A 23,351-nucleotide genomic window follows, 5' to 3' on the forward strand; every position below is an offset into this window, starting at 1 on the left:
GCCTAGCACCAACCGTTAGTACGTAACATTCACAGCATGGCATCAACATTGCTTGTACAATGTGGTCATTGGACTTTCAGGCTTACCCGCCTGAAAGCAAGCAGCCTGCCTACCCGGCGCTGGCTGTCCACACATTAGGAGATATACCATGTCTGCCTCACCTGTCACATTGATGGTGGCTCGTCGCGTTGAGCACGGCCGCTACTTCGATTTTAATCGTTGGCTAAACGAAGGGCGCGAGCTGGCGGCTGATTTTGCTGGCTACCTCGGCTCTGGCGTACTAGCACCCCCCGCTGATGACGATGAATATCAGATCATATTTCGCTTTAGCAGCAGCGAAACCTTAGCCGCCTGGGAACACTCCGCCTCACGCCATGCGTGGTTGGCGCGCGGAAAAGGGCTGTATGAAGCGCCTCAAGAGCACCGTGCCACCGGGCTGGGCACGTGGTTTCAAAACAACGGAAACAGCGCTCCGCCGCGTTGGAAGCAAGCCGTGGCTGTTTGGTTGGCTTTCTTCCCCATCTCGTTGCTTTTCCAATGGGTATTTGGTGGCGTATTGGCCGATTGGGCGCTGGTGCCGCGGGTGGTGGTGAGTACCTTGATGTTGACGCCAGTGATGGTGTTTGTGTTTATTCCGCTCTCAACGCGCTTATTAGCGCCTTGGCTGCAAGGAAAGTGGTCACCGCTGGATTTACTGGCGCGCTGGCGTCATGCACATCGTTAATCATTAATTTTCATTGATTTTCACTAGTTTGATGCTTTCATGGGGTTCAACGCTGTGATGGTGCTAACCTTAGTATATTGATCCTATTAAGATGATCTTTATGATACTAAGCTGAAGGTGCTTGCAGTAATGGATAACTGTCGCCAGTGCAATGCTGGTGTATAACCCAGCCCCATGGAGTGTTTATGATTCACGTTCACCATTTGGAAAAGTCTCGTTCTCATCGGATTTTGTGGCTATTAGAAGCCTTAGAACTGGACTATGAGCTGGTAATTTACCAACGCGATGACAAAACACAGCAAGCGCCCGACTCGCTAAAAAAAATCCACCCGCTTGGTAAATCCCCGGTCATTACCGATGGTGATCTCACCGTGGCTGAGTCAGGCGCGATCATTGACTACCTATTACAGCGCTACGGGCAAGGGCGGTGTCAGCCTTCTTCCGATGACTTGCGGGCTTGGGTAGATTACCGCTACTGGCTACATTATGCCGAAGGCTCACTGATGCCACTGCTGGTGATGCAGCTTGTGTTTAGCCAAGTTCCCAAGCAGTCGCCGTGGCTGATTAAACCGCTGGCGAAAGGCATCAGCGATACGGTGAGTAAGCGTTTTTTAGCACCGCAGTTGAAACAGCACCTCACCTTCATCAACCAGCACTTATCAGCCAACGGTAATTTTGCTGGCCCCTGGCCTAGTGGCGCGGATATTCAAATGAGCTTCCCGCTACAGGCGGTGGCGGCCGTCCAGTCGTTAGAGCAGTATTCTGCCATTGCTGCTTTTGTATCGCGTATCGAACAAGATTCCGCGTGGCAGCGAGTGGTAGAGCGAGCTGGCCCGTTAACCATGCCTGGCCAGTAATAACTATCATGTACCATTTCGCCACTTCTGCAGCTCTGCCAGCAGAGCTGCTGCGCAGCATTGACACTTATTTGGGGCGTTGGGGAATCGCCTTGCTGCTCATTTTTCTCCTTTTAGCACTGCTGGGCAATCTACTGCTCAAACGCCGGATGCAACATAACCGGGCGTTGCTGCAAACCAATAAAGAGATGCTGGCGACTATTTTGGATAGTGTCGATGCCTTTATTTATATCAAATCACCGACTTTAGAATATCAATACGTTAATCGCCGTATCAGCGATTTATTTGGACTGCCAGCCGACAAAATTATTGGTAAGTGCGACGCTGAGTTTTTTGATGCGGGCAGCGCTGCTGAAATGGAGCAGGTTGATCGCAGCGTATTGGCGTCGGGCAAGAAAGTAACGGTCGAGGAGAGTAACGTCTTACAAGGTGAAAGCCAGGTAAGAACATTCTTATCGATCAAAATGCCGCTGTCGATGTCCCCCGGTGCTCCCCCTTCTCTATGCGGTATCTCGACTGAACTCACCGACTACCTCGAAATGCAGTCGCGCACCTACTATCTGGCCTTCTATGACTCGCTGACAGGCCTGCCCAACCGTCGGATGCTAATGGACTCCTTAACGGCCGCGATTGATCATGATGAGTGGTCAGCGTCTTATAGCGCTGTGTTGGTGATTGATCTGGATAACTTTCGCTTAGTGAACGACATCCAGGGTCATGAGAGTGGTGATCACCTGTTGATTAACGTTGCTGAACAGCTACGACAGCGGCTAGAACCAGAGGCCACGCTGGCACGCTTTAGTAGTGATGAATTTGTGGTACTGCTGAATAACCTGGGCGAGCCGCAGACCGAGGCCTTCCGAAAAGCTGAACGTGTGTCCCGCCAGCTATTGGAAACCATCGCTCAAGTGAGAAGCGGTCATTCGTTACCCATTAGCGCCAGTATTGGTATTGCACTGTTTACCGGGCGCGAACACAGCATGGATAGCGTGCTGCAACAAGCGGATATGGCCTTGCAGCAGGCGAAGAGGGCTGGCGGCAACACGCTGTGCTTTTTTAACACCGATATGCAGACCAGCGTACTGGAAAGGGCCAGCCTGGAAGCTGATCTACATAAGGCCCTTGAGCGCAATGAGTTGGCTCTGCACTATCAGGTGCAGGTCGACCATCAGGGCGTCACCACGGGGGTTGAAGCATTATTGCGCTGGTATCACCCCCAGCGTGGCTGGGTCTCCCCCGCGACGTTTATCCCTCTGGCAGAGGAGAATAGGCTCATTGTGCCCATCGGTTATTGGGTGCTTAGGTCGGCCTGCGAGCAATTGGCAAAGTGGTCCCATCAAGCGACCTACGCCACCTTAAGTATTTCCGTTAATGTGAGTTCTGTTCAGTTTCAGCAACCCGACTTCGTGCATGACGTAGAGGCTTTATTAGCAGAGACGCTGGCACCGCCAAGCCGGTTGGTGCTGGAAGTAACGGAGAGCCTGCTGATGTGCGAGCCAGTCAGGGTGCGCAATACGATGTTGAAACTCCGCGCTAGAGGGGTTCGCTTTGCACTGGATGACTTTGGCACTGGTTACTCATCGCTGAGCTACCTAAAGCGCTTACCGCTAGATGAGCTAAAGATTGATCAATCGTTTATTCGCGAACTGCTCACTGACAAGACAGATGCGGCGATCGTGGATACGACGATACTGCTTGCCGTGAGTTTAGGCTTAACCGTGGTCGCAGAAGGGGTAGAGAAAAAAGAACAGCTTGATTGGCTAAGAGGCCATGGCTGTTACCGCTATCAAGGCTACCTGTTTGGCCGCCCGACACCGATTGAGTACCTTTTTGAAAGCTATTAAGCGGCTATATAAAAACCCCTTTCCAGCACGCTGAAAAGGGGTAAAGGTTAGGTCTATCTAACTTACGTTTATGCGATTAGCTGAAGAGCGCAAAGCTCTCAGCGTTAAGCCACATGTGAACCAAAATGCTGGCGATATAGCCAAGCAAAATGACCGGCGACCAACGTAAGTGGCCCATAAACGTATAGGAACCTCTTGCTTGACCCATCACAGCGACCCCCGCCGCTGAGCCAATCGACAGCAAGCTGCCCCCAACGCCTGCGGTTAAGGTAATCAGCAGCCATTGGCCGTGAGACATATCGGGCTCCATCGTGAGCACCGCAAACATAACGGGAATGTTGTCGATGACCGCTGATACAATACCCAGCGTGATGTTGGCTGCCGTGGCGTTCCAGCCGGTGTAGAGCGCTTCTGACAACAGGCCAAGATAGCCCATGAATCCAAGCCCGCCAACGCACATCACTACCCCGTAGAAGAACAGCAATGTATCCCACTCGGCACGTGCCACGCGGTTGAAGACATCAAACGGCACCACGCTACCCAACTGCTCAAGCTTCTTGTTGTCGCCACGGCGGCTATAGCGCTCGCGCTTACGCTCCAGCGAGCGGGGTAGGCTACGGCGTAGGTAGTAGCCGAAGAACTGCAAGTAGCCCAGGCCGGTCATCATACCCAGCACCGGCGGCAGGTGGAGCACTACGTGGCACAGCACGGCGGTAATAATGGTCAATAAAAACAGCCCTACAATGCGCCGGGCACCCCGCTTCATCCACACATCTTCATAAACGCTAGCGGGTTTCTCGTCCTTAATGAACAGGCTCATGATGGAGGCGGGTATTAGGAAATTGACCAGGGCAGGGAAGAACAGAATGAAGAACTCCTGGAACTCCACCATGCCAGCTTGCCACACCATGAGAGTGGTAATGTCGCCGAAGGGGCTAAATGCACCCCCCGCATTGGCGGCCACCACAATATTGATACAAGCGACGTTAATAAACCGCTGATCGCCCTCTGCCACTTTAGTTACCACGGCACACATCAATAGTGCGGTGGTGAGGTTGTCGGCAATGGGTGAAAGCACAAAGGCGAGACCGCCGGTCAGCCAAAACAGTGTCCGGTAGTTGAAGCCTTTGCGTAACATCCAGGAGCGCAAAGCATCAAACACCCGGCGCTCTTCCATCGCGTTGATATACGTCATGGCCACCAGCAAGAACAGCATCAGCTCGGTGAACTCCAAAAGCGTCACGCGAAACGCGTACTCGGACGCGTCAGACATACCGTTTTGGACATACACCCAGCCGATGAGGCTCCAGATGATACCGGCTGCCACTAACACCGGCTTCGACTTGCGCATATGAATCTTTTCTTCCGCCATGACGAGGGCATACGCCAGGACGAAAATAGCCACCGCAAAAAAGCCGACAGCCGAGGTGGTTAAATTTAGTTCACCAGTAACGGCAAACGCATTGGGACTTACGCCTAATAGTAAGGCCGCTAACAAAAAAAGCCAGCGACGATATAATCGTGGCTGGCGAGAGGGTTGGCACAACGTAGGCATGTGACGTTTTTCCTCATGGTTAAGTTGTCAGGAGTGGTGTAAAAGCGTCACTAGTTTACCAGCCTATATTGCGCCGCAATACTTTATAAAAACGAACGAAAGTAGTTCTTCTTAAGGGAATAGCATCTTTTTTTAGGAAATTAATCTTTTAGGTAATGGTAACTTTAACAACATTAGTTTTGCCTAAGTGCTGATTTAAAGGTGGTGGTTATACTATTGCCGAATAGTATTATTAAATAATATCCATTTCTTTATACCTCTTTTCACTAATGCACGCTTTCATTATCGCCGTCGACCCCCAGGCGGAGGCTGCCCGTTTAGGTATAGTCATGGTATGTTGACGCCCCCTAGGCCCATTGCTGGGTAACATAAAAACGAGGCCCGTTAGAAAACGGCCGCTGGATACGCTAAGGAAGATTAAGATGCGCAACTCATTTCGCTCCCTTCGCCGCACGCTTGGCGTGATGGCTGCTACGCTAGCGCTGGTAAGTACCGCTTTCTCCGTCCACGCTGAAACGCGGGTGACCTATAAATCGGCTTCTGCCGGTACCGCCTACTATCAGATGGGCGTAGAACTCTCAGAAGCGATCCGCCAGGGGACGGATGACGCCATTGTGCTCACTCTGGAAGAGAGTCAGGGCTCGGTTCAGAACGTCATGGAGGTCATGGCGCGCCAGGGTAACTACGTGTTTACCACGCCGCCTGCATTAGTGGAGCAGGCCATGGCAGGAGAGGGCGCCTTTGCCGAGCGTCAAAACCCACGCTTTCAAGAGATTCGTGGCCTGTTCCCCATCCCTTCTATCACCATGCACTTTGTAATGGCGGGTGACAAAGGAGTGGCGGATATGTCTGCCCTGGAAGGCAAGCACTTATTAATTGGCCGAGGTACGTTTGGCGCCCGAGAAGCGGCTCGTTACCTGGAGTTGTTTGGTCTGGAAGAGAGTGTTCAAATCGCCGATGCGGCGATTGGCAGCGGCCCCGATGCACTTAAAAACGGTCAGATTGATGGCTTTGTAACGGCCAGCTCTTTCCCGTCGCCCAATGTGATCGAGACCGCCGCCAGCATGCCTATATCGTTGGTTAGTCTGACCGATGAGCAAATCGAACAAACCGGCGCGGCGCGCCAAACGATCCCCGGCGGTACCTACCCCGGCGTTGATAAAGATGTCGAAACCACATCGCTACCGGTGATTGCCTACACCACCACCTATATGGATGACGATACTGCCTACACGCTGACCAAAACATTTTGGGAGCGTCGTGATGCCATGGCCGAAGAGGCCGCCTGGTGGGGCAGTATTACCCCTGAAATGCTGGAAAACATGACCGGCTCGCTACACCCAGGGGCACTGCGCTATTACGAAGAAGCGGGCTTCGAGGTGCCTGACTCTCTACGTTAGTCACTATCCCCCTTCTTCCTACTGCCACGGCGATCGCGCTGTGGCAGTTCTGTATTGATGCAGAGTTGATGCGGTATTGATGCAGTATTGATAATAGGCAACTTGGCATGCGTGTTATTACTTCTTCGCCAGCGGTGACCCCTGCAGATGATGACGCCATAGCCCCAGGCTGGATGGCGCTGGGGGCGGTCAGTGTGGTGTTTCATCTGGGATTGATTTTTTATGGCTTAACGCCTGCGCTCGTCAGTCGGCCGCTACACATGGCGCTGCTGTTGCCTTGGGTGCTGGTCTACATGGCCAACACACCGACGCAGCGAATCAGCGGCTGGGTGCTAACGCTGCTGGGCGTGGCCGCATGTGGCTATATCGCCGTCAATGAGGCCGCGCTAGCCAACCAGTATGGCTTTATTGATACCCACCTGCAGATGGGTATTGGGCTATTTTTAATCGCGCTTGCGCTTGAGGCCGCCCGCCGGGCGATTGGCTGGCCGCTGCCGCTGGTCGCGTTGCTGGCCTTGATGTATGGCGCTTTCGGCCAATACATCCCTGGTGCTTTTGGCCACCCTGGACTCCCGCTGCCTAGCATGGTGGGCACATTGACCATTGCCGAAGGCGGGCTGTGGGGATCGCTGACCGGCGTGAGTGTCAGTGTGGTGGCAATATTTGTGATTTTCGGTGCGGTGCTCAATGCTGGCGAAGCGGGTCAGGGCTTCATGAATCTCGCTGGCGCGGTGGCAGGGCGGCTGACCGGGGGCGCGGCCAAGGTGGCGGTGATTTCCTCGGCACTGATGGGCTCTATCTCCGGTTCGGCGTCAGCTAACGTGGCCTCCACTGGGGCAATCACTATTCCCTCCATGGTACGCCTGCGCTACCCGCGCTCGCTCGCCGGTGCGGTGGAAGCGGTTGCCTCCTCTGGCGGGCAAATCATGCCGCCGCTGATGGGGGCGGGCGCGTTTGTCATGGTGGAGCTGACGGGGACTCCCTATACACAAATTATGGGCGCGGCAATGTTGCCGGCAGTCCTCTATTTCTTGACCGTCTGGGTGGGCATCAATGCCTACGCGACCCGGCATGATTTGCAGCCCGTGGCGGAAAGCGAGCGCCCTCACGCGAAAGAGGTCGTCATTACCTCGCTGTTTTTTGCGATCCCGTTCGTGTTGCTGCTAGAACGCATCTTCAACGGTGGCTATACCCCTCAGTACGCTGCCAGTATTGCGATTTTTGCAGGCATTGCGCTGTTGTTCTTTGATGTGATGCTGCGCTTTTCGCTTCCTGGCTTTAGCCGTCGGTTAGCCGCCGCTGCGGTCACTGCTGGGCGCCAGATTGCCGTGATCGGCGCGATTATCCTGTGCGCCTCGCTGGTGGTCGGCGTGCTGTCGCTAACAGGGCTGGGCGTCAAGATTACCTCAGGTATCCTGTCGCTCTCCAACGACATGCTATGGCCAGCCTTGCTGCTAACGGCGCTCGCCTGCTTGATTTTAGGCATGGAGGTGCCAACCACCGCCGCCTACGTGATCTGTGTCTCTGTCGCCGGGCCGGCGTTGACATCGCTGGATCTGGAGCCACTTCTAGCGCACTTGTTCGTCTTCTGGTACGCGCTGCTCTCAACTATCACGCCGCCGGTGTGTGGCGGTGTGTTTATTGCCGCTGGCATGGTGGGGGAGAACTGGCTGAAGGTGGCGTTCAAGGCCATGGCGCTGGGGATCGGGCTGTATATTATTCCCCTAGCCATGGTGGCCAACCCGGAAATAATCCAACTAGCCTTTAATCCGTCAGGCGCCCTGCTGAATGCGCTGAAAGTGGCGCTGGGGCTGGGGGCGATCTCTTACGGAGTGATCGCGCGCAAAGCATTGTGGCAGCGTGCGGCGCTAGTCGCGACAGGAGGCATCCTGATTTTCTTACTTTAGCCCTGGGACGAGTCGTCAGCATCCAGCCGTAGCGGCGAAGAGGCTGGCAGCGGGGTAGTGGCAAACATCACCCAGGTATCCAGCGCAGGCCCCAGTGACTGCACCAACCGCAGTTGCTCGGGTGCCTGGGCGAGCACCTCTTCAGCACAGATGCCTGCTTCAAAACGCCCGGCGAGCAGGCCTTCTGCTACTGCCACCGTGGTGGGTGCATCAATGAGCTCTGCATAGCCCGTTAAATCAGTGTAATAGCGGGTGGCTGGCTGCAGTGCCACCTGGGTGGGCTGCGCAGTAGCACGTTGTGCGATCAGCGCCAGCGGCTTGCTACCCGCAATAAAGGTGTCGACCGGGTAGGCTCGATGCATATAGCGGCCGACACAGTCGCGATGGGTGGCGTGGGCGGTGCACTGCAACACGTGGCTAACCTGCCCAGCAATAAGCGCCTGAAAGGCCGCTTCAAACTGGCTAAAGAGAGTCACGCTGCCTTCGCCTGAGCAACGCATTCTGAGATAGCGCTTGGCAATCAACTCATGGTTATTGCCGCTAGGCCCCAAGGTTGCAATGTGCACGGTGACGTTTCTCCACGATAAACAATCAAGTCATTGAGCCAAAAACGGTGGGTTTTTGGCTCAGCGCAATCAACGATTAGGCCATCTCAAAAAATCGTAAAGCTTAACGCTATATAAGCGGCATAACCGGCGAGCAATGCTGCCCCTTCCCAGCGCGATAGACGCATACCGGTGTACAAAAATAGCACCAATAGGGCAGCGGCACCGAGCATTACCCACTGGTCGAACAGGGCCACGCGTGGTGCAAGGGGCAGTGGTTGTAAAAATGCTGAGATACCGAGGATGCCCAGCAGGTTAAATATGTTACTGCCCAGAATATTCCCCACCGCGACATCAGCATGACGGCGCAGCGCCGCAATCACTGACACGGCCATTTCAGGTAGTGAGGTGCCCACTGCAACGATGGTGAGGCCAATGACGGCTTCGGAAATACCCAACGCCTGGGCTAACCCAATGGCGCCAAAGAGTAGTAGCTGCGACCCTCCTATTAGCATGCCTAAACCAATCACCAGCGCTAAGGTGATCATCCAGCCCGTGGTGGGGAGTTTGGTCATCTCTTCGGCTTCTGAGGCATGCATATCTGCCGCAGGAATATGATGCCGACTTTCACTTAAGTAAGCCCACACAAGGTAGCCCACAAGACAGGCTATAAAGATTGCCGCATCAACGCGCCCTAATGCCCCGCCAAAGGAGAGTCCAATAAATAGCAGGCTCGCCAGTATCACCACCAAGCCATCTCGGCGCAGCGCTTGAGGATGGACCACCATAGGGCAAATCACGGCACACATGCCCAAAATCAATAGGATATTACCGATATTGCTACCCACGATGTTGCCAATAGCAATGTCAGGCTGTTGGTTTATAGCGGCATCAATAGAAACAACCAGCTCGGGTGCCGATGTGCCGAAACCGACAACTACCAGCCCGGTCAGTAGGGGCGAAACGCCGACCCTTCTTGCGCCAGCAACAGCCCCCCGGATCAGTGACTCACCGCCCAGGGTGAGCAGCGCAATACCCGCCAACAAACTAAGTCCATATAGCATGTTAAAACCTCTTCCATAGTACTGGTCAGGCTGCGATTAATGCAGGGTTTGCCTGGCCAATAGAGCGCGCTAGGCGGTCGGATTAGTAGTGCCCAGCTCATTGGCAAGATTACTGCTAATTTTTGTAATTTGCGCGGTATTCCAGTGGTTATAAGCGGTAGAGTAAAAATTAAAAACGCATAAAGGCTTTGACCTGCTGCTGACTACATGGCAGGATGTGCGCAGTTAGTAAGTTAGCAAGCAAGCATGGTTCCAGAAACATTCGAATTCTTTCGGTAGTCTGTAATTGTATTCCTTGTTCTACTCACTATTTATCTGGGTAATACCAGGAATTTTACAATTCGCGATTAGCGAAAAGGATTTATATCATGGCAACTGGCACAGTTAAGTGGTTCAACGATTCTAAAGGCTTCGGTTTCATTGCTCCTTCTGACGGCAGCGATGACGTTTTTGCTCATTTTTCTGAAATTCAGTCTGATGGCTTCAAAACTCTGCCTGAAGGCGCTAACGTCTCTTTTGACGTTACCCAAGGTCAGAAAGGCCTTCAAGCTTCAAACATTAAGCTGCTTTCTTAATCCTAGTGATTATTTAAGTTCTCGAATCGTTTAGATTCGATGATCGGGCCCCGCTTAGGCGGGGCCCGATGCGTTTGTGTCTTCAATAAATCCACGATTCCACTATCGTTGCGTTTGCCGGCAGGCGCTACTACCCCATCCGTTGCCACTTTCCTCACAATTCTATTATGCATTAATCAACTAGCTTGATTAAATGATATGTTATAATATATCTTTCTTGGGCGTTAACTCACAAGGGAGAAAGAAGCATGCGAGCCAGCAAGATGGAAGATAGGCAAAAGATCGTGTCGCCGCTAAAGGCTGTCAGTGCCTTTGCATTCAGTACGTTACTGCTCGCTGGCGCTCAATACGTCAGTGCTGATGACCATGACCACAGCCATGATCAAGATCATGCTCATCACGACCACGACCACGACCACGACCACGACCACGATATCTATTCGGGTTATTTTGAGGATGAGCAGATCGAGGATCGCTCACTTTCAGACTGGGAAGGTGATTGGCAATCCGTCTATCCGTACCTACAAGATGGAACGCTAGATGAAGTGTTTGCTGATAAAGCAGAGCACGGCGATAAAACCGCCGAAGAGTACAAAGCGTATTACGAGATAGGGTATGAAACGGATGTAGATCGTATCGTTATCGACGGCAGCAACGTCACTTTCTTTGCGGACGGTGAAGAGATGTCAGGTGACTATCAGTACGATGGCTACGAGATTTTAAATTACGAGGCGGGCAACCGGGGTGTTCGCTTTATTTATGAGCTCGAAGGCGAGGGGGCTGACGATCTTCCTCAGTATATTCAGTTCAGCGATCACGGTATTTACCCAACTGACGCAGACCACTACCACCTTTACTGGGGCGATGATCGTGAAGCGCTGTTAGAAGAAGTGACTAACTGGCCGACCTATTACGCGTCAGAACTAAGTGGCGAAGACATTGTTGAAGAGATGTTGGCCCATTAATCTGTATTAAGCATACTTCAGTGATTGAAAAAGCGCTGGCTATCATGCCAGCGTTTTGCTGTTATTGGCACTGTTAAAATAGGGTTTAGAGTAGAGCGGCTGTACTCTTTCCATATTTTTTACCAAATCAAATAGGGTCATGCATTATGCGTTTGTCTTCACTTTTTATGGGCATAGGGTTGTTGGCTTTATACAGCTTTGCCTACGCGGGCGATACCTGTGATAGCGCTACGACACAGGCTGAGCTAACCGAATGCTCGGCTCAGGCGTACCAATCGGCTGACGATGAGCTCAATGAGGCTTATCAGGTACTGGTGGATCAATTAAGCAGCAACTCTGCTTCACTGGAAAAGCTTAGAACCGCTCAGCGCGCCTGGATCGGTTTTCGCGATGCCGAGTGTGCGTTCGAAAGTAGCGCCGTTGAGGGTGGTAGTGCGCAGCCTATGGTGCGTAACGGCTGCCTTGAAGCGCTGACAGAAGCACGAACTGAAACGCTACGTGAACATGCTGAATGTGAAGAGGGCGATCTTAGCTGCTCGCGCTGAAAGGTGTTCTTGTCTCGTCAATGAGCGGCTTTAAATTATTAATTTTTAGCTCTTAAAAGGCTGATAAGACGATGCGTCAACTGTGCTCGGCCAGCCGAGCAAACAGCGGCATCAGTAGCGCGAAGAGTTCCGCCTGAGACGAAATGCAGCACTTGGCATAGAGCTGGCGACGGAAGACCTTAACCGTCTGGAGGCTGACATCCAGGTGAAGGCTGATGGATAGAGATGAGTGGCCTCTTAAAATAAACAGGGCCACTTCTGCCTGGCGTGGGCTCAGCCGAATACAGTGTTGCTGATTCAATGCTTCTCTAAGGCGCTCCTCTAGAGGCGCTGGCGCCGCTTTACTCACACCTTCAAAGCGGTAATCTTGCCAATGCTTTTTCAGTAGCGAGCTGAGGATGTTTTCGTACTGATGCAAATTCTCAAGTTCACACCTATTAAAAGGTTTGCCACTTGAGCGATCCCTACCAAAACAGGCGGTTATGGTGTCACTCTCGGTGACGTTGGCAAAAACTGCTACCTCGTCGAGTAGCGTGGTCTGCTGGTAGTAATTCTTATAATAATGCGTGCGTCGAAAGTGATCGGGTGCTATGTCCTTCAATCGACGTATACCCTGCACATCACCTCTAAGGTGCTCTCGGTAAAATGGATCCAGCAGGTAATCTCCCCCTAGATATTGGCTATCCATCGGTAGATAGACGACAGGGTCGGTATATTCCCGATAGAGTACCGCCGGTCGGTGTTCACCGTGATAAGCGATGATTATTAGATTATCGAAGGCTGCGAGTCGTTTCACCAATCTAGAGAAGTGTTGAGGTAACGCAGGCGTTCCCAACGCCCTGATGGTGTCGGCCAGAACCTCATCATTTTCGCTTTGAGTCACTGCTTCCACATCCGCAAGTCCATACCACGCTAGGGTTATATACGATCCGATGAGCTGCCAATACCGTTCTAAAGAGGTTGGCGACTAAGCATCTCAGTCTAGCTGGACAGCTGTAACGCCAGCAACTGAGGGTTATTAGCCGACCATTAACGGTAGCAAGCTGGTCTAGCCTCGATGGCTGGCTTGATCAACCACCTCTTCGTTTTGTGCCGACTCAGCGGACTGCCCGCTGTCGGTACCAACGTTTCCTGGAGATGGATCATGACGGATAACAATATCAAACTGGAAAGAACGCTATCCCTAAAAGCCGTGGTGCTGTTTGGCCTCGCCTACATGACGCCATTGATCGTGCTGGGCACTTTCGGTGTGATTGCCAGCACTAGCAATGGCGCCGTACCCACTGCTTACCTCATCACTACCGTTGCCATGCTATTCACGGCATACAGCTACGGCATTATGGCGCGTACTTATCCGGTAGCCGGATCTGCCTATACTTACGCACGCAGAGCCATCGACTCGCGTGTTGGCTTTATGGTGGGATGGAGCGTGCTGCTGGATTATTTCTTCCTGCCCATGGTGATTTGGTTGATCGGCGCTGCTTATTTGAATGCGCGCTTTCCTGAAGTACCGAGCTGGATATTCCTGCTGGGCTTCATTGGCATCACCACTTTCTTGAATATCTACGGCATCAAGCTCGCGTCCAAAGTGAACTCGTTGCTGATGGTCTTCCAAATACTGGTGATCGCGTTCTTCGTACTGCTTTCAATTCGTCACGTATTTGCGACCGGTGGCACTGATGCGCTTTTTAGCCTGGGGCCGTTCTTGGGTGAAGAGGCTGGTTTCACCGCGATTGCTGCGGGGGCAGCGGTGGCCGCTTATTCTTTCCTTGGTTTCGACGCCGTCACCACACTAACCGAAGAAACCATCGACCCAAAGCGCAATATCCCCAAGGCCATTATGCTCACCGCGCTGATTGGCGGCGGTATCTACGTACTAGTGGGTTACACCACCCAGCTGGTTCACCCAGGCAGTAGTTTCGTAAACTCTGACTCCGCCGCCTTTGAAATTGCCACCACCATCGGTGCGGATCTCTTTGGCGCTATCTTTCTGGCCGGGATGGTGCTCGCCCAGTTCACGTCTGGTCTGGCCGCCCAAGCAAGTGCCTCTCGGTTGCTGTTTGCTATGGGACGAGACGCGGTATTGCCGTTTAAGCTGTTCGGTGCGCTGCACTCGCGCTTCCATACGCCAGTGTTCAATATCGTGTTAACGGGCGCCATTGGCATTATCGCCTTGTTCCTCGATGTATTATCGGCCGCCTCGTTCATCAATTTCGGTGCCTTCATCGCCTTCACGATGGTTAACCTGTCAGTGATTTTTCTGGTAAGCAAAGACGCTGATGCAAAGCGCCAGTATGGTGTAATGAGAGGGATGGTGATGCCGCTTATCGGTGCCTTGGTTAACCTTTGGCTGATGAGTAAATTGGATATCAACGCCTTCATTCTTGGGCTGATCTGGCTTTCCATTGGTCTCGCCCAGTTGGCTTACCTGACCCGATTCTTCCGTCGCGAGCCGCCGGAAGTGGCCTTTGATGAATCAGACCCCGAGTCAGCAACCGCCCCAGTAAAAGCGCCCCTTTAAACGGAGATCTACCATGTCCAGATATTTGCCTGTCCTTGTGGTGCAGGAAGCCTCGCGGCAGCATGGCATTGACTCCGAGCTGCTGGGCCTCGAGGCCCAGCTGGCGGTACACTTGAGCGACTTCGGTGCTGATTTTGAACAGCCAAGGATGGTGGTTTATCCAGAGCTCTATCTATGTAGTGCCACGGGTACGCCTGAGCAACGCAGGGAGCAACTGGAAGCTGCGGCTGAGCCGATCGATGGCCCTCGTCACCAGCACTTATCACGTATCGCCCGCAACCTGGGTGTATGGCTGCTGCCCGGCACGGTATGCGAACGGGGAGAGGACGGGCATCTATACAATACTGCGCCGGTGTATTCGCCCGAAGGTGAGCGAGTGGCTGCCTACCGGAAGTGCTTTCCCTGGCGGCCTTATGAGCCCTACCAGCCGGGAGACCGTTTTGAGGTGTTCGAGGTGCCCGGCATAGGCCGGGTCGGCCTGGCCATTTGCTACGATATCTGGTTTCCCGAGATGGTACGTCAGCTAGCGTGGCTGGGGGCGGAGGTGATCATCAACCAAGTGGCCACCACCACCTGCGACCGCGCCCAGGAGCAAATCCTTGTGCAGGCCAATGCGATTTTCAATCAGGTGTATATGGTGAGCGCCAATGCGGCCACACCTTCGGGGGAGGGGCAGAGCCTGATCGTTGACCCCGAAGGCCGCATCCGCGCGAAAATGCCCGGCGCCACCTCGGGCATTCTGACCGACGTACTCAATTTGGACGAAGTTGAGCGTGTGCGTACCTTCGGCACGGCGGGGTTGAACCGCATGTGGTCTCAGTTCCAAGAGGATGACCCTGTGCTGGAATTGCCGATGTATGAAGGCCGCATTGATCCGCGCAAGTGGAGGGAAAAGCGTTAAGCAGCCTCCACTCTCTCCAACCCCCGCGTTATTCCCATAACGTGCAACTATGCCATCACCCAGGTGATGGCTATTGCCTGCGATAAGTTGATTCTTCCCAAGCTTGCGTCGGGGTCGGATGTTTCGGTTGTCGAGCATAAGGGTACTAGTCGCGTGGATAGGGAGGCTTATCTTTGCTTTCTGCTTGAGCCCCTTCTTGTTGCTTGTAGTGGTCAACTAATCCCGGACAGTAATTTAAGATTTTCCTCAGCGACAACGGGAGGCATGCCATCGTTAAACGAGTGAGGGCGCTGCTGGTTGTAGTAACCCATCAGATAGCCACTAACGTCTTTCTTGGCCTCAGGTAGATTTCGATATCCCAAAGCCGGTATCCACTCCGATTTCAGGCTCCGGAACAGTCTTTCCATCGGCGAGTTGTCCCAGCAGTTGCCACGTCGGCTCATGCTTTGTTTAATTCGATAGCGCCAAAGTCTTTGGCGGAACTTGCGGCTTGCATACTGACTACCCTGATCGGAATGGAACATGACGCTCTTTGGCTGACCACGTTGTTCCCAGGCGTGATCCAGCGCTTTCACAACAAGATCTGCATCCGGGCTGGACGACATGGCCCAGCCAACGACACGACGAGCATAAAGATCCAACACAACGGCCAGATAGTTCCAACGCTGGCCACTCCAGATATAAGTGATGTCACCACACCAGACCTGATCGGGCAGGTCTGGTGTAAATTTGCGGTCAAGATGGTTCGCAATATCAGGTCGCTCAACGGTCGCCTGCTTGTAAGCATGAGGGCCCGGCTGCTTACAGATCAACCCCATTTCGCTCATCAAACGCCGAACCTTGAAACGACCAATGGTGACGCCTTCTTCGCTGAGCAAACCTTTGATCGAGCGGCTGCCAGCTGAGCTGCGACTCTTTTTGAAAAGGCGGTTTACCTGAGCTTTTAAGGCCAGACGCTCAACATCCACGCGGTGCCGCCGCTGCCGGTACTCGTAGTAACTGGAGCGGCTAATATCAAACGCGTTACAGACCATTTCAACAGGCATTTGCTCACTCAACTGGTCTATCAGCGCGTACGATTCATGTCGTCCGACATCAAGAGAGCAGTAGCCTTTTTTAGGATGGTTTTTTCCATCTCAAGGCGTTTGCAGCGAGCCTCAAGCTCCTGAATACGCTGCTGTTCTGGGGTTAACGCTTTGCCCTTAGGCGTTACTCCCTGACGCTCGTCCGCAAGCTGGTGAACCCAGCGCCGGAGGGCGCTTTCACCGACACCCAACGAGGTACAAGCTTGGGGATAGCTGTACCCTTGGTCTAGTACTAGGCTGGCAGCTTCTTGCTTAAATTCAGGCGAAAAAGTACGTCGTTTCTTGGTCATCAGACACCTCGCTTATGGTGGCAATATTACCACCTACGTTGGTGTCCGGTTTTATTGAACCACTACAGCTGTCGATAGAGTTCTGGCTGTTCGATGTACGTGAGTGGCACGCCAAACCATGCTGCCGTCGTTGCCCGCCAAAAGAATAGAATTAGTAGAAGACCTATTGCTAGATAGACTTCGAGACCCATAAACGCCATTACTTCCTGAAGCAAAGTAGACGTCGTTTCAATACCGATAATGTTCGGAAAAGAGTTGAACAGAATGATTAAGGCGGTACCGAACAGGATATTGCCCGACCGTCTTTGCTCTGCCTCTGAATCGCGCGCCCGTTTTTGGCGCATTAGGTAGTAGTCAATCATGTGCGGATCATTCCGCTTATAGGCAATTTTTCCATAATAAGCAATATGTACATAACCCTTTGGCTGCTCTTGGCTTGCAGAGGGGGTCAAGCGAAAGAGGCCCGGTATCTCAAGAATGAAAGCCCTAAAAACTGTGCTTGCCATAGGCGTTAAGAACGCTGCCCAGACCGTGAATGAAGCGAGCACGATGACCACAAAGTTTAAATTACTGAGGATGGGGGTGTTTCTACTATCCCATTCTGCTAGCCCCATGAGACCAGCAAAAATCATTGCCAGATCCAGATAGAGAACGAACTGAACCATTTGAGCAGCTCGCTTACCTTCCCAGGCTTTGTCCAGGATGCTGACAAATTCTTTTAATGTAGTTTTTACACTCATGGTGCTGAAATGCCCGTTGCTAGGTTCATTGGCTATAAGCGTAAGACGCTTTTAACCTATTTTGAAGAAAGCAGTGGCTTCAGCGCGTTTCCTGGTCTATTCCCAGTAGCTCACCTCCCAAAATTGTCATAAGGATAACGACACCCTACTGGTGCCTTGGTGCGTCCGAGTGGCTGGTATTAAGAGGCTACTGATGTGCTGAACATAGCGGGCTGATGGGGTGTTTTTGGAATGCTGGCTTACTTCTCAGCCATGGCTTTGGACTCAAGATGCTGAAATTGAGTATTGAAAAAAGCCAGTCATTCATCTCCCATCATAACAATATCAAGCGATTTTTAGCTTGAGTGGGTATTTAGGATCAGAAAACAAAAAAAGCACCCGTAGGTGCTTGATTTTTATAGTAAGGTGGGGCGGCGTCGTTTGAACTCAATAGTTAAGATGCTGTTATTAAATGGTTTTAAATAAGTTTGTTCAGTTAGGCATACACCAGGGCATACACGGTGCTGGCTGCTGGGCCTTTTTTTGGGGGAGATTCTGTGGAGAAAGTGGGAATTGAAAAGCACCATAGCAAACCTTAGCCGCCTCCTGTTTCTGTCGCTCTCGGTAGAAGTGATTCAGGCTCACATCGAAGCTTACCGCTCACTCTGTATCATCCCCGTTTAGCTCCGTATAATCGCTCTCATAGGTTTCACCGGGATAGGTGCCATCGTCATGCTTTAAGCCGAGGCGCTCGCGGCGGCGCTTCATCTGCTTTTCAACGTCAGCAGCATGTTCAAGAGCTTTCTCTATGCGCTCGCGACGGGCTTTACGATCCACCAGGGCAATGGTCGGCTTCTCTTCGATCTCTACCTTGTCTTTCCACAATTCAGGCTGCCGGTTCTTCAGCCACATCCTCGCGGCTTGGGTGTCCGGTGGGTAATGCCGGTGCAGATCCGTTAGCGTCACATCACCTTGGTAGTTGGATACGTGAGTCTCGGGCAGCACCACTCCGATAGCTCTCCGGTAGAGGGCTTCGGCCACATGAGCATCGGCCAGCGCTGCCCCTCGCCTTATGGACTCTAAAAAATCCGGGTATTCATGGCACCAGTTGTAGATTGTGGCCTCGCTCACCTCGAAGAATTGCGCCACCTGGCTGCGCGTCATGCCCAGTAGCATCAAGCGGTAAGCCTGCTCGGCATACTCAGGCTGGTACTCACTGGGTCGGCCTCGATCGTTGGTTACGGGCGTAACCTCTTGCGTAACCTGGGGCGTAACCGTAACCCCGTGCGTAACCTCCTCCTCTGTGTTGCTGGCAGGGTCTGTAGGCTGTGCCCGCTTTTGCCATTCATCCGCTTTGGCACGCCTGCTAACAGCCACCCGCGATACAGGTAGCGATAGCTCTCGCACCAACCAGGCGAACCCCTCTCTGGTATCCCCTTCCCATAGGCGCTTGGCCTTCTTCCATTGCGCTGGCGTCATCTTAGCTGCCATATCATCACCTGCAATAAGCGAGTCTGTACCCTCAGAAACCGTTTTGAGGCTGCGCCCCTTGCCAGCCTGCGCCATCCCATGCGGTTAACGAGGAGAACGTCACAGGGATTTGCATCTGCACAAAGCGCCCAAGCTTATCGGAAGGCGAGTTGAGTGGTAGGCCAATACTTTCAACAACCATGGGAGCAAAAACCCGCTGCTTATAGCGTATGGCTAACAGTGCTGGAACCTCACTGGGTAAGGCGGCTTCAACTAACGAATTAGCGGTTCTGTTTTTAGAGCCCGCCCATTCCAGCGCCGCGGTTAGCAACGTCCCCTCGGGCGCTAGATAGCGCGGCAACGCCCAATCCATTAGTAAGTTGATGGCTTCCTCTACCTCTGCCTGCGGATCACGCCAAGCGCGAAGCATGATGTTTGCCTGCAACCGCAGCGGAGCCATGCCGGTGAAAACCTGCGTGCTGTTCAGCTTAGTAATCCCTGTACGCCCACGCGCATGCTCAACGGCGGCGGTCGTTTTATCAGCGAAGCTACCCGGCGTGGCTTTGTCGAACTTCTCCCTCTCTTCGCTGGATAGCATCCCCCTCACGGTTTCAATAATTGGCTGAATCGTCCCAGATTGGAGCATTGCGCTAAGACTGGGTGAAAGTGAATCTGAGCCCGAGTTTTCAAACGGCGATCGCCAGTCGAATGTTGCTTCTAGGTTGGCATCATCCACGAACAAGCAGCGAAGGATGCTGCCGTTCTCGTAAAGCGGGTCGCCGTTAGGGCCCACCTCGTAGATGCTAGCGATTAGGTGCTTATTGATGCCGTCCCAGTGGGGGCCAATGCCCCCACCTGGTGCGGCAGCGGTAACCCGCATATCAGAAAGCCGCGTTGCCATATTAATCTTCTCCCTCAGCGCATTTATGAACCGCTTGAAGCAATAGTCGGGCGTTCTGAAGTCGCATCATGGCAGCCTTTAAAGCGTTTTCATCGCCACCATACAGCCGCTTATCAGCTTGGAAGCGTTGCACTGCCGGGTACGTTTCTATCGCGCTCAGCAACTCCTTGGTTTGCTCTTCAAGGATGGCGTGGATCTCTGCCGGGGTAGGCGTCACGTTGCTCATACTCATGCGGTTAGCTCCCGGGGCGATTTGGCTTGCTCATGCATCTGTAGGCGATGAACGTAGCTACCTAAGCGCCATTGAACCTCCTCTTCAATTGAGGGCAGCGAACGAAGCTCTGAAGTTAATTTTTGAATGTCCGACTGAGGCGGCTTTGCTCGACTTTCTGCCTCTTCGAACGTTAAACCAGCTTCGGTTAACTGCTGGATCGACTTGAGTTGCTGGCTTTTCAAACGCTCTATGCGTTGTTCAAGGCCCGTCTTTTCATCTTTGAAACGGCTCCTTCGGTTCATTAATGCTGTCGTGACCGACTGAAGCGCATCGTCTAAGGTTTTCTTTTGGCGTTGCAGGCGGCCATCCTCTTTGCCTATGGCATCCCTAAGCGCCTCAGCGTCTTCGACCTGAAATTTCAGGCTCAGAAGTAGATCGGCAATAGACCAGTTATGCTCACTGAGCAGCAGCGCCATGCGGGCTTTTCGTGGCGCTCGCGCTATATCCGCATTGAGCTTATCTACCAGCGCCAGCAAGCGCTGGCCTTCGGCGGCCAGGCGTGGGTCTGCGAGCGTATCAAGCTGAGCAGCGGCGGTTTTGAGGTCTGTGGGCTTTTTAGCCATGGTGTCGATCTCCGATTAGCGGTGTTTGATGAGTTGCTGAAGCTGCCCTTTGGCAGCGGTGATTGATTGCTGGGCTTGTCTCGCCCAAATACGGCGCAATACGCATAGCTGGCCATGAGCAGCACGATCGCCGGTGATAACGCGGCGGCTAAGCGAATATTCCAGCCGCTGGCGCTCCTGTGGCGTGAGAGGCGCGTTATTTGTTGGCATTGCGCATCCCCGTCAGGATCTCTTCGGCACGCTCAACGCCCATTTCAGCTACCATCCGCTCAAATGCGGCGTCAGCGTCTTTGGTATTCATCTTCGCCAGGGATTGCGCCTTTTTACTGCCGTTAGCGGTTTTCTTGGGCTTCGTGGTGGTGGCGCGGCTTGCCTTGCGCAGCGATGCCCGGGAACGGTCAAACTCCCTATCACCTGTCACAGCGCGCCCACCGGTAGGCCGTGCCGCCTGCTTGTCAGCCATACGATTGGCTTCTTTCTGAAGCTGGCGTATGTGGCCACTGCCATCGCCGCTCTTACGGCCTTTCTCGATAGCGCGGGCAAGGAACATTTGCACGGCGTTACCTGCCTCGATCTCCGACATAACGCGTAGTACGTGTTTGCAGGCCACGCCCACGAGGTTGGGATTTCGAATCTTGGGGAAGCCGTCTTCACGCGGGCCTGCGTTGTAGTTGCCTACGGTGGCTAAGTACCGGTACCAATAGCGATGGCGGCCACAGTCGCAGTTAAACCGGATGCCTTTCTTACGCAGCTTCACGGCTGCTCGCTGAGCGGTGTCCTCGCCTGCAGTGACTTGCTCGGGGTAGCCGGTAAACTCCACCATGACGTGGTGACGGCTCACGTCGCTATCTGGCCCCGCGTTGGTCATGAAGCGCACTTCTAACGCGGAAACCTTGCCGCCTTGCTTCATCGCACGTGCGCCAGCGGGTATGACCGTGGTGATTTGAGTGCGAGCGCGCTTCCGGTCTTCAGACAGGGACATATCGACCACTTGGCGTGCCGTAATGCCCCCTTCAAAGCGGCGGCCTAGCTCGCGGGCCTTTTGGCGAAGCTGTGCCAGATCATCTGACGTCATGGGGCGAAGTTCGCCACCCAACATGGTCATCATCAAGCCGCCAGCATTGACTGGCACGTTACCCGATCGCATTTGCTCGGGGCTTAGAATGTTCTCAGCTTTGGCGCGCTCGCTAAGCTGTTCGCTCTGAACCTTGCGCGCCTCAGCCGCGGCGCCCTTCAGGTTAGCGGCGTTGTTGGCTGGCGCTGGCCTACGTGCGCCAGCCATTAGCCTTCGTCCGCGTCGGGTTCTTCGCCTGATGCATCCATGCATTGGAGGAGGATGCATTCACGAAGGGAGGAAATGGCCAGGTCAATACCCGCTAGTCCGAGAATGGCGCGGCCCTGGGTAAGCTGCTCACCTGCGGCCACCTCGAGCAGCTCACTGGCTAGGGCTTCGAGGATGCCTTCAACGTCATTGAGCAGCGTTATTTGCTCTGACTGCTCGGAAGTATCGCTATCGTTCTGGTAGTTATGAGTAGTTTTAGGCATGAGTACTGGCTCCTTGGGCGACTGGCTTAGCACCTGGCGCACTGGTGGCATCCTCTAAGGCGCTTTCGAGCCATGCAGTAAGGTCGCTGAGGCGGTAACGGACAGTCGTATCCAACTGGACGTGCTTTGGAGCTGGACGGCCAAGCATTCGGCCACTGCTACGGGCATTCGCTAGCAGTGATGGAGAAACACTTAAAATATCAGCCGCCTCACAAGGTCGGATTAGTACAAGACTCGGATCCAGATCATATGCAGCATTGATAAGGGCTTCACGCCTCTCTTTGCGGGCTTTTGACTCATTGGTGGCTTTCATTGGCGCTTCCTCTGTTTGAACGCACTGACCACAATGAGGCATATGAAACAGTCAATTTGGGCGTTTTTCCGGTTACGGCAAAGCGAATGCTTGATACGCAAAACCCCGCACCATGGCGGGGTTATAAGCAAGAAAGAGGCGCTAGAAGTGAGGCTCGGGGGGAGGGCAAGCTATCTTCAAGTCTTCCAGAGTTTCGGCGGCCTCAGCGATTACCTGACGATTCACGTAGACGCTGGCGCGTTTCCCAAGAATCCCCACCGCTTCATCGAGCTCTGTAATGGTCAATGCCAAGCGCGCACCGCCTCGCATGTCTTCCCATTGGGTATTGAGCTCTGCCACTCTTTCCAGGGCAGCTTGTGCCGCTTTGGCAGCGGCATCGACGTTAGCAGCCATCTCCCGAAACTCAGCAAGATGGATGTCACGTTGAGCGATCTCGGCGATGTAGTGCATTCGGTCTCGCGCCGCGGACTTATTGCACAAGTAGGCAAGCTCTTTCCATGTTGGCCCCGGTTCGTCGGGCTCGCTTTCCTCAGTCAACCCCAGCAAGAAGTCACCTTTCACGCCGCAGACCTGGGCAATGCGATTTGTTATCCACCCCGGCACGCCATCATCGACATCAATACCAAGCTCCAGACACTTCAACCACTGAACGGAAATGCCGATCAAGTTGGCTAACTCCGTTCTGGAAAAGCCGGCAAGGCTTCGAGCATCCTGAATCTTCTTTCCGAGTTGCTTGTTAATTTTTGTCAACTCTTGCCGGTTCGGTGGTTGCATACAGGTACCTTCAA

At 53.4% G+C, this 23,351-nt stretch carries 25 protein-coding genes; 10 read left to right on the plus strand and 15 right to left on the minus strand.

What is annotated here, in order from left to right; translation table 11 throughout:
- Positions 1 to 148: 148 nt before the first annotated feature.
- The 3 genes from ACWI0H_RS01470 (at position 149) to ACWI0H_RS01480 (ending at position 3,425) form a co-directional block, all read left to right on the plus strand.
- On the plus strand, positions 149 to 724 hold the full coding sequence (locus ACWI0H_RS01470) for an antibiotic biosynthesis monooxygenase (protein ID WP_485874603.1): 576 nt from the start codon (positions 149 to 151) through the stop codon (positions 722 to 724).
- A gap of 185 nt (positions 725 to 909) precedes the next feature.
- Positions 910 to 1,581: a glutathione S-transferase gene (locus tag ACWI0H_RS01475; RefSeq protein WP_485874604.1), complete on the plus strand. Its 672-nt coding sequence runs from the start codon at positions 910 to 912 to the stop codon at positions 1,579 to 1,581.
- Positions 1,582 to 1,589: 8 nt separating this feature from the next.
- Positions 1,590 to 3,425: a putative bifunctional diguanylate cyclase/phosphodiesterase gene (locus ACWI0H_RS01480; RefSeq protein ID WP_485874605.1), complete on the plus strand. Its 1,836-nt coding sequence runs from the start codon at positions 1,590 to 1,592 to the stop codon at positions 3,423 to 3,425.
- A gap of 76 nt (positions 3,426 to 3,501) precedes the next feature.
- Here ACWI0H_RS01480 and nhaD read toward each other — a convergent pair whose 3' ends face one another.
- Positions 3,502 to 4,980: a sodium:proton antiporter NhaD gene (gene nhaD / locus ACWI0H_RS01485; protein ID WP_485874606.1), complete on the minus strand. Its 1,479-nt coding sequence runs from the start codon at positions 4,978 to 4,980 to the stop codon at positions 3,502 to 3,504.
- A gap of 422 nt (positions 4,981 to 5,402) precedes the next feature.
- Between nhaD and ACWI0H_RS01490 the strand changes: the two genes are divergently transcribed.
- A complete protein-coding gene (locus ACWI0H_RS01490) occupies positions 5,403 to 6,380 on the plus strand; it encodes a TAXI family TRAP transporter solute-binding subunit (protein WP_485874607.1) in 978 nt (325 codons plus the stop codon).
- Between the two features lie 107 nt (positions 6,381 to 6,487).
- Positions 6,488 to 8,287 (plus strand): TRAP transporter permease, encoded by a 1,800-nt coding sequence (locus ACWI0H_RS01495; RefSeq protein WP_485874608.1) that lies wholly within the window; start codon positions 6,488 to 6,490, stop codon positions 8,285 to 8,287.
- Here the strand turns inward: ACWI0H_RS01495 and ACWI0H_RS01500 are convergent.
- Together ACWI0H_RS01500 and ACWI0H_RS01505 are read right to left on the minus strand one after the other, a co-directional pair.
- Positions 8,284 to 8,853 carry a hypothetical protein gene (locus ACWI0H_RS01500; RefSeq protein ID WP_485874609.1) on the minus strand — a complete coding sequence of 190 codons (570 nt, stop codon included), beginning with the start codon at positions 8,851 to 8,853 and terminating at the stop codon, positions 8,284 to 8,286. The two genes, ACWI0H_RS01495 and ACWI0H_RS01500, sit on opposite strands and share 4 nt — an antisense overlap.
- Positions 8,854 to 8,939: 86 nt before the next feature.
- A complete protein-coding gene (locus ACWI0H_RS01505; RefSeq protein ID WP_339881850.1) occupies positions 8,940 to 9,896 on the minus strand; it encodes a calcium/sodium antiporter in 957 nt (318 codons plus the stop codon).
- A gap of 368 nt (positions 9,897 to 10,264) precedes the next feature.
- Here ACWI0H_RS01505 and ACWI0H_RS01510 point away from each other — a divergent pair, with 368 nt between their 5' ends.
- The 3 genes from ACWI0H_RS01510 (at position 10,265) to ACWI0H_RS01520 (ending at position 11,981) form a co-directional block, all read left to right on the plus strand.
- Positions 10,265 to 10,471, plus strand: a complete 207-nt coding sequence (locus tag ACWI0H_RS01510) for a cold-shock protein (protein WP_007111857.1) — start codon at positions 10,265 to 10,267, stop codon at positions 10,469 to 10,471.
- Positions 10,472 to 10,719: 248 nt separating this feature from the next.
- Positions 10,720 to 11,436: a metal-binding protein ZinT gene (locus ACWI0H_RS01515; RefSeq protein ID WP_336275218.1), complete on the plus strand. Its 717-nt coding sequence runs from the start codon at positions 10,720 to 10,722 to the stop codon at positions 11,434 to 11,436.
- Positions 11,437 to 11,582: 146 nt separating this feature from the next.
- Positions 11,583 to 11,981 (plus strand): lysozyme inhibitor LprI family protein, encoded by a 399-nt coding sequence (locus ACWI0H_RS01520; RefSeq protein WP_336269150.1) that lies wholly within the window; start codon positions 11,583 to 11,585, stop codon positions 11,979 to 11,981.
- 76 nt (positions 11,982 to 12,057) lie between these two features.
- Here ACWI0H_RS01520 and ACWI0H_RS01525 read toward each other — a convergent pair whose 3' ends face one another.
- Positions 12,058 to 12,873, minus strand: a complete 816-nt coding sequence (locus tag ACWI0H_RS01525) for a helix-turn-helix domain-containing protein (protein ID WP_485874610.1) — start codon at positions 12,871 to 12,873, stop codon at positions 12,058 to 12,060.
- A 252-nt stretch (positions 12,874 to 13,125) separates the two neighbouring features.
- Here ACWI0H_RS01525 and ACWI0H_RS01530 point away from each other — a divergent pair, with 252 nt between their 5' ends.
- Positions 13,126 to 14,502 carry an APC family permease gene (locus ACWI0H_RS01530; RefSeq protein WP_485874611.1) on the plus strand — a complete coding sequence of 459 codons (1,377 nt, stop codon included), beginning with the start codon at positions 13,126 to 13,128 and terminating at the stop codon, positions 14,500 to 14,502.
- Between the two features lie 13 nt (positions 14,503 to 14,515).
- On the plus strand, positions 14,516 to 15,403 hold the full coding sequence (locus tag ACWI0H_RS01535; protein ID WP_485874612.1) for a carbon-nitrogen hydrolase family protein: 888 nt from the start codon (positions 14,516 to 14,518) through the stop codon (positions 15,401 to 15,403).
- A 212-nt stretch (positions 15,404 to 15,615) separates the two neighbouring features.
- Here the strand turns inward: ACWI0H_RS01535 and ACWI0H_RS01540 are convergent.
- The 11 genes from ACWI0H_RS01540 to ACWI0H_RS01590 form a co-directional block, all read right to left on the minus strand.
- Positions 15,616 to 16,778, minus strand: a protein-coding gene (locus ACWI0H_RS01540; protein ID WP_485873509.1) for an IS3 family transposase whose coding sequence is annotated in 2 segments (ribosomal slippage) — positions 15,616 to 16,523 and positions 16,523 to 16,778 — 1,164 coding nt in all. Because the reading frame shifts where the segments join, the coding sequence is not laid out codon by codon here.
- Positions 16,779 to 16,840: 62 nt separating this feature from the next.
- Positions 16,841 to 17,518, minus strand: coding sequence for a hypothetical protein (locus ACWI0H_RS01545; protein ID WP_485874613.1), 678 nt, complete (start codon positions 17,516 to 17,518; stop codon positions 16,841 to 16,843).
- Positions 17,519 to 18,157: 639 nt separating this feature from the next.
- Positions 18,158 to 18,988, minus strand: coding sequence for a helix-turn-helix domain-containing protein (locus ACWI0H_RS01550; protein WP_485874614.1), 831 nt, complete (start codon positions 18,986 to 18,988; stop codon positions 18,158 to 18,160).
- Positions 18,989 to 19,019: 31 nt separating this feature from the next.
- On the minus strand, positions 19,020 to 19,868 hold the full coding sequence (locus tag ACWI0H_RS01555; RefSeq protein WP_485874615.1) for a hypothetical protein: 849 nt from the start codon (positions 19,866 to 19,868) through the stop codon (positions 19,020 to 19,022).
- A 1-nt stretch (position 19,869) separates the two neighbouring features.
- Positions 19,870 to 20,100: a hypothetical protein gene (locus ACWI0H_RS01560; RefSeq protein ID WP_485874616.1), complete on the minus strand. Its 231-nt coding sequence runs from the start codon at positions 20,098 to 20,100 to the stop codon at positions 19,870 to 19,872.
- Positions 20,097 to 20,705 (minus strand): hypothetical protein, encoded by a 609-nt coding sequence (locus ACWI0H_RS01565; RefSeq protein ID WP_444630386.1) that lies wholly within the window; start codon positions 20,703 to 20,705, stop codon positions 20,097 to 20,099. Before ACWI0H_RS01565 ends, ACWI0H_RS01560 begins: the two co-directional genes overlap by 4 nt.
- Positions 20,706 to 20,720: 15 nt before the next feature.
- Positions 20,721 to 20,915, minus strand: a complete 195-nt coding sequence (locus tag ACWI0H_RS01570; protein WP_485874617.1) for a hypothetical protein — start codon at positions 20,913 to 20,915, stop codon at positions 20,721 to 20,723.
- A complete protein-coding gene (locus ACWI0H_RS01575) occupies positions 20,902 to 21,987 on the minus strand; it encodes a hypothetical protein (RefSeq protein ID WP_485874618.1) in 1,086 nt (361 codons plus the stop codon). Before ACWI0H_RS01575 ends, ACWI0H_RS01570 begins: the two co-directional genes overlap by 14 nt.
- Complete coding sequence (locus ACWI0H_RS01580; protein ID WP_485874619.1) at positions 21,987 to 22,250, minus strand: hypothetical protein; 264 nt, start codon at positions 22,248 to 22,250, stop codon at positions 21,987 to 21,989. Before ACWI0H_RS01580 ends, ACWI0H_RS01575 begins: the two co-directional genes overlap by 1 nt.
- Positions 22,243 to 22,563, minus strand: a complete 321-nt coding sequence (locus tag ACWI0H_RS01585) for a helix-turn-helix transcriptional regulator (protein ID WP_485874620.1) — start codon at positions 22,561 to 22,563, stop codon at positions 22,243 to 22,245. The genes ACWI0H_RS01580 and ACWI0H_RS01585 overlap by 8 nt, the downstream gene beginning before the upstream one ends.
- 141 nt (positions 22,564 to 22,704) lie before the next feature.
- Positions 22,705 to 23,337: a helix-turn-helix domain-containing protein gene (locus ACWI0H_RS01590; protein WP_485874621.1), complete on the minus strand. Its 633-nt coding sequence runs from the start codon at positions 23,335 to 23,337 to the stop codon at positions 22,705 to 22,707.
- Positions 23,338 to 23,351: the final 14 nt, after the last annotated feature.

Source organism: Halomonas sp. NYA30 (genome assembly GCF_976980765.1).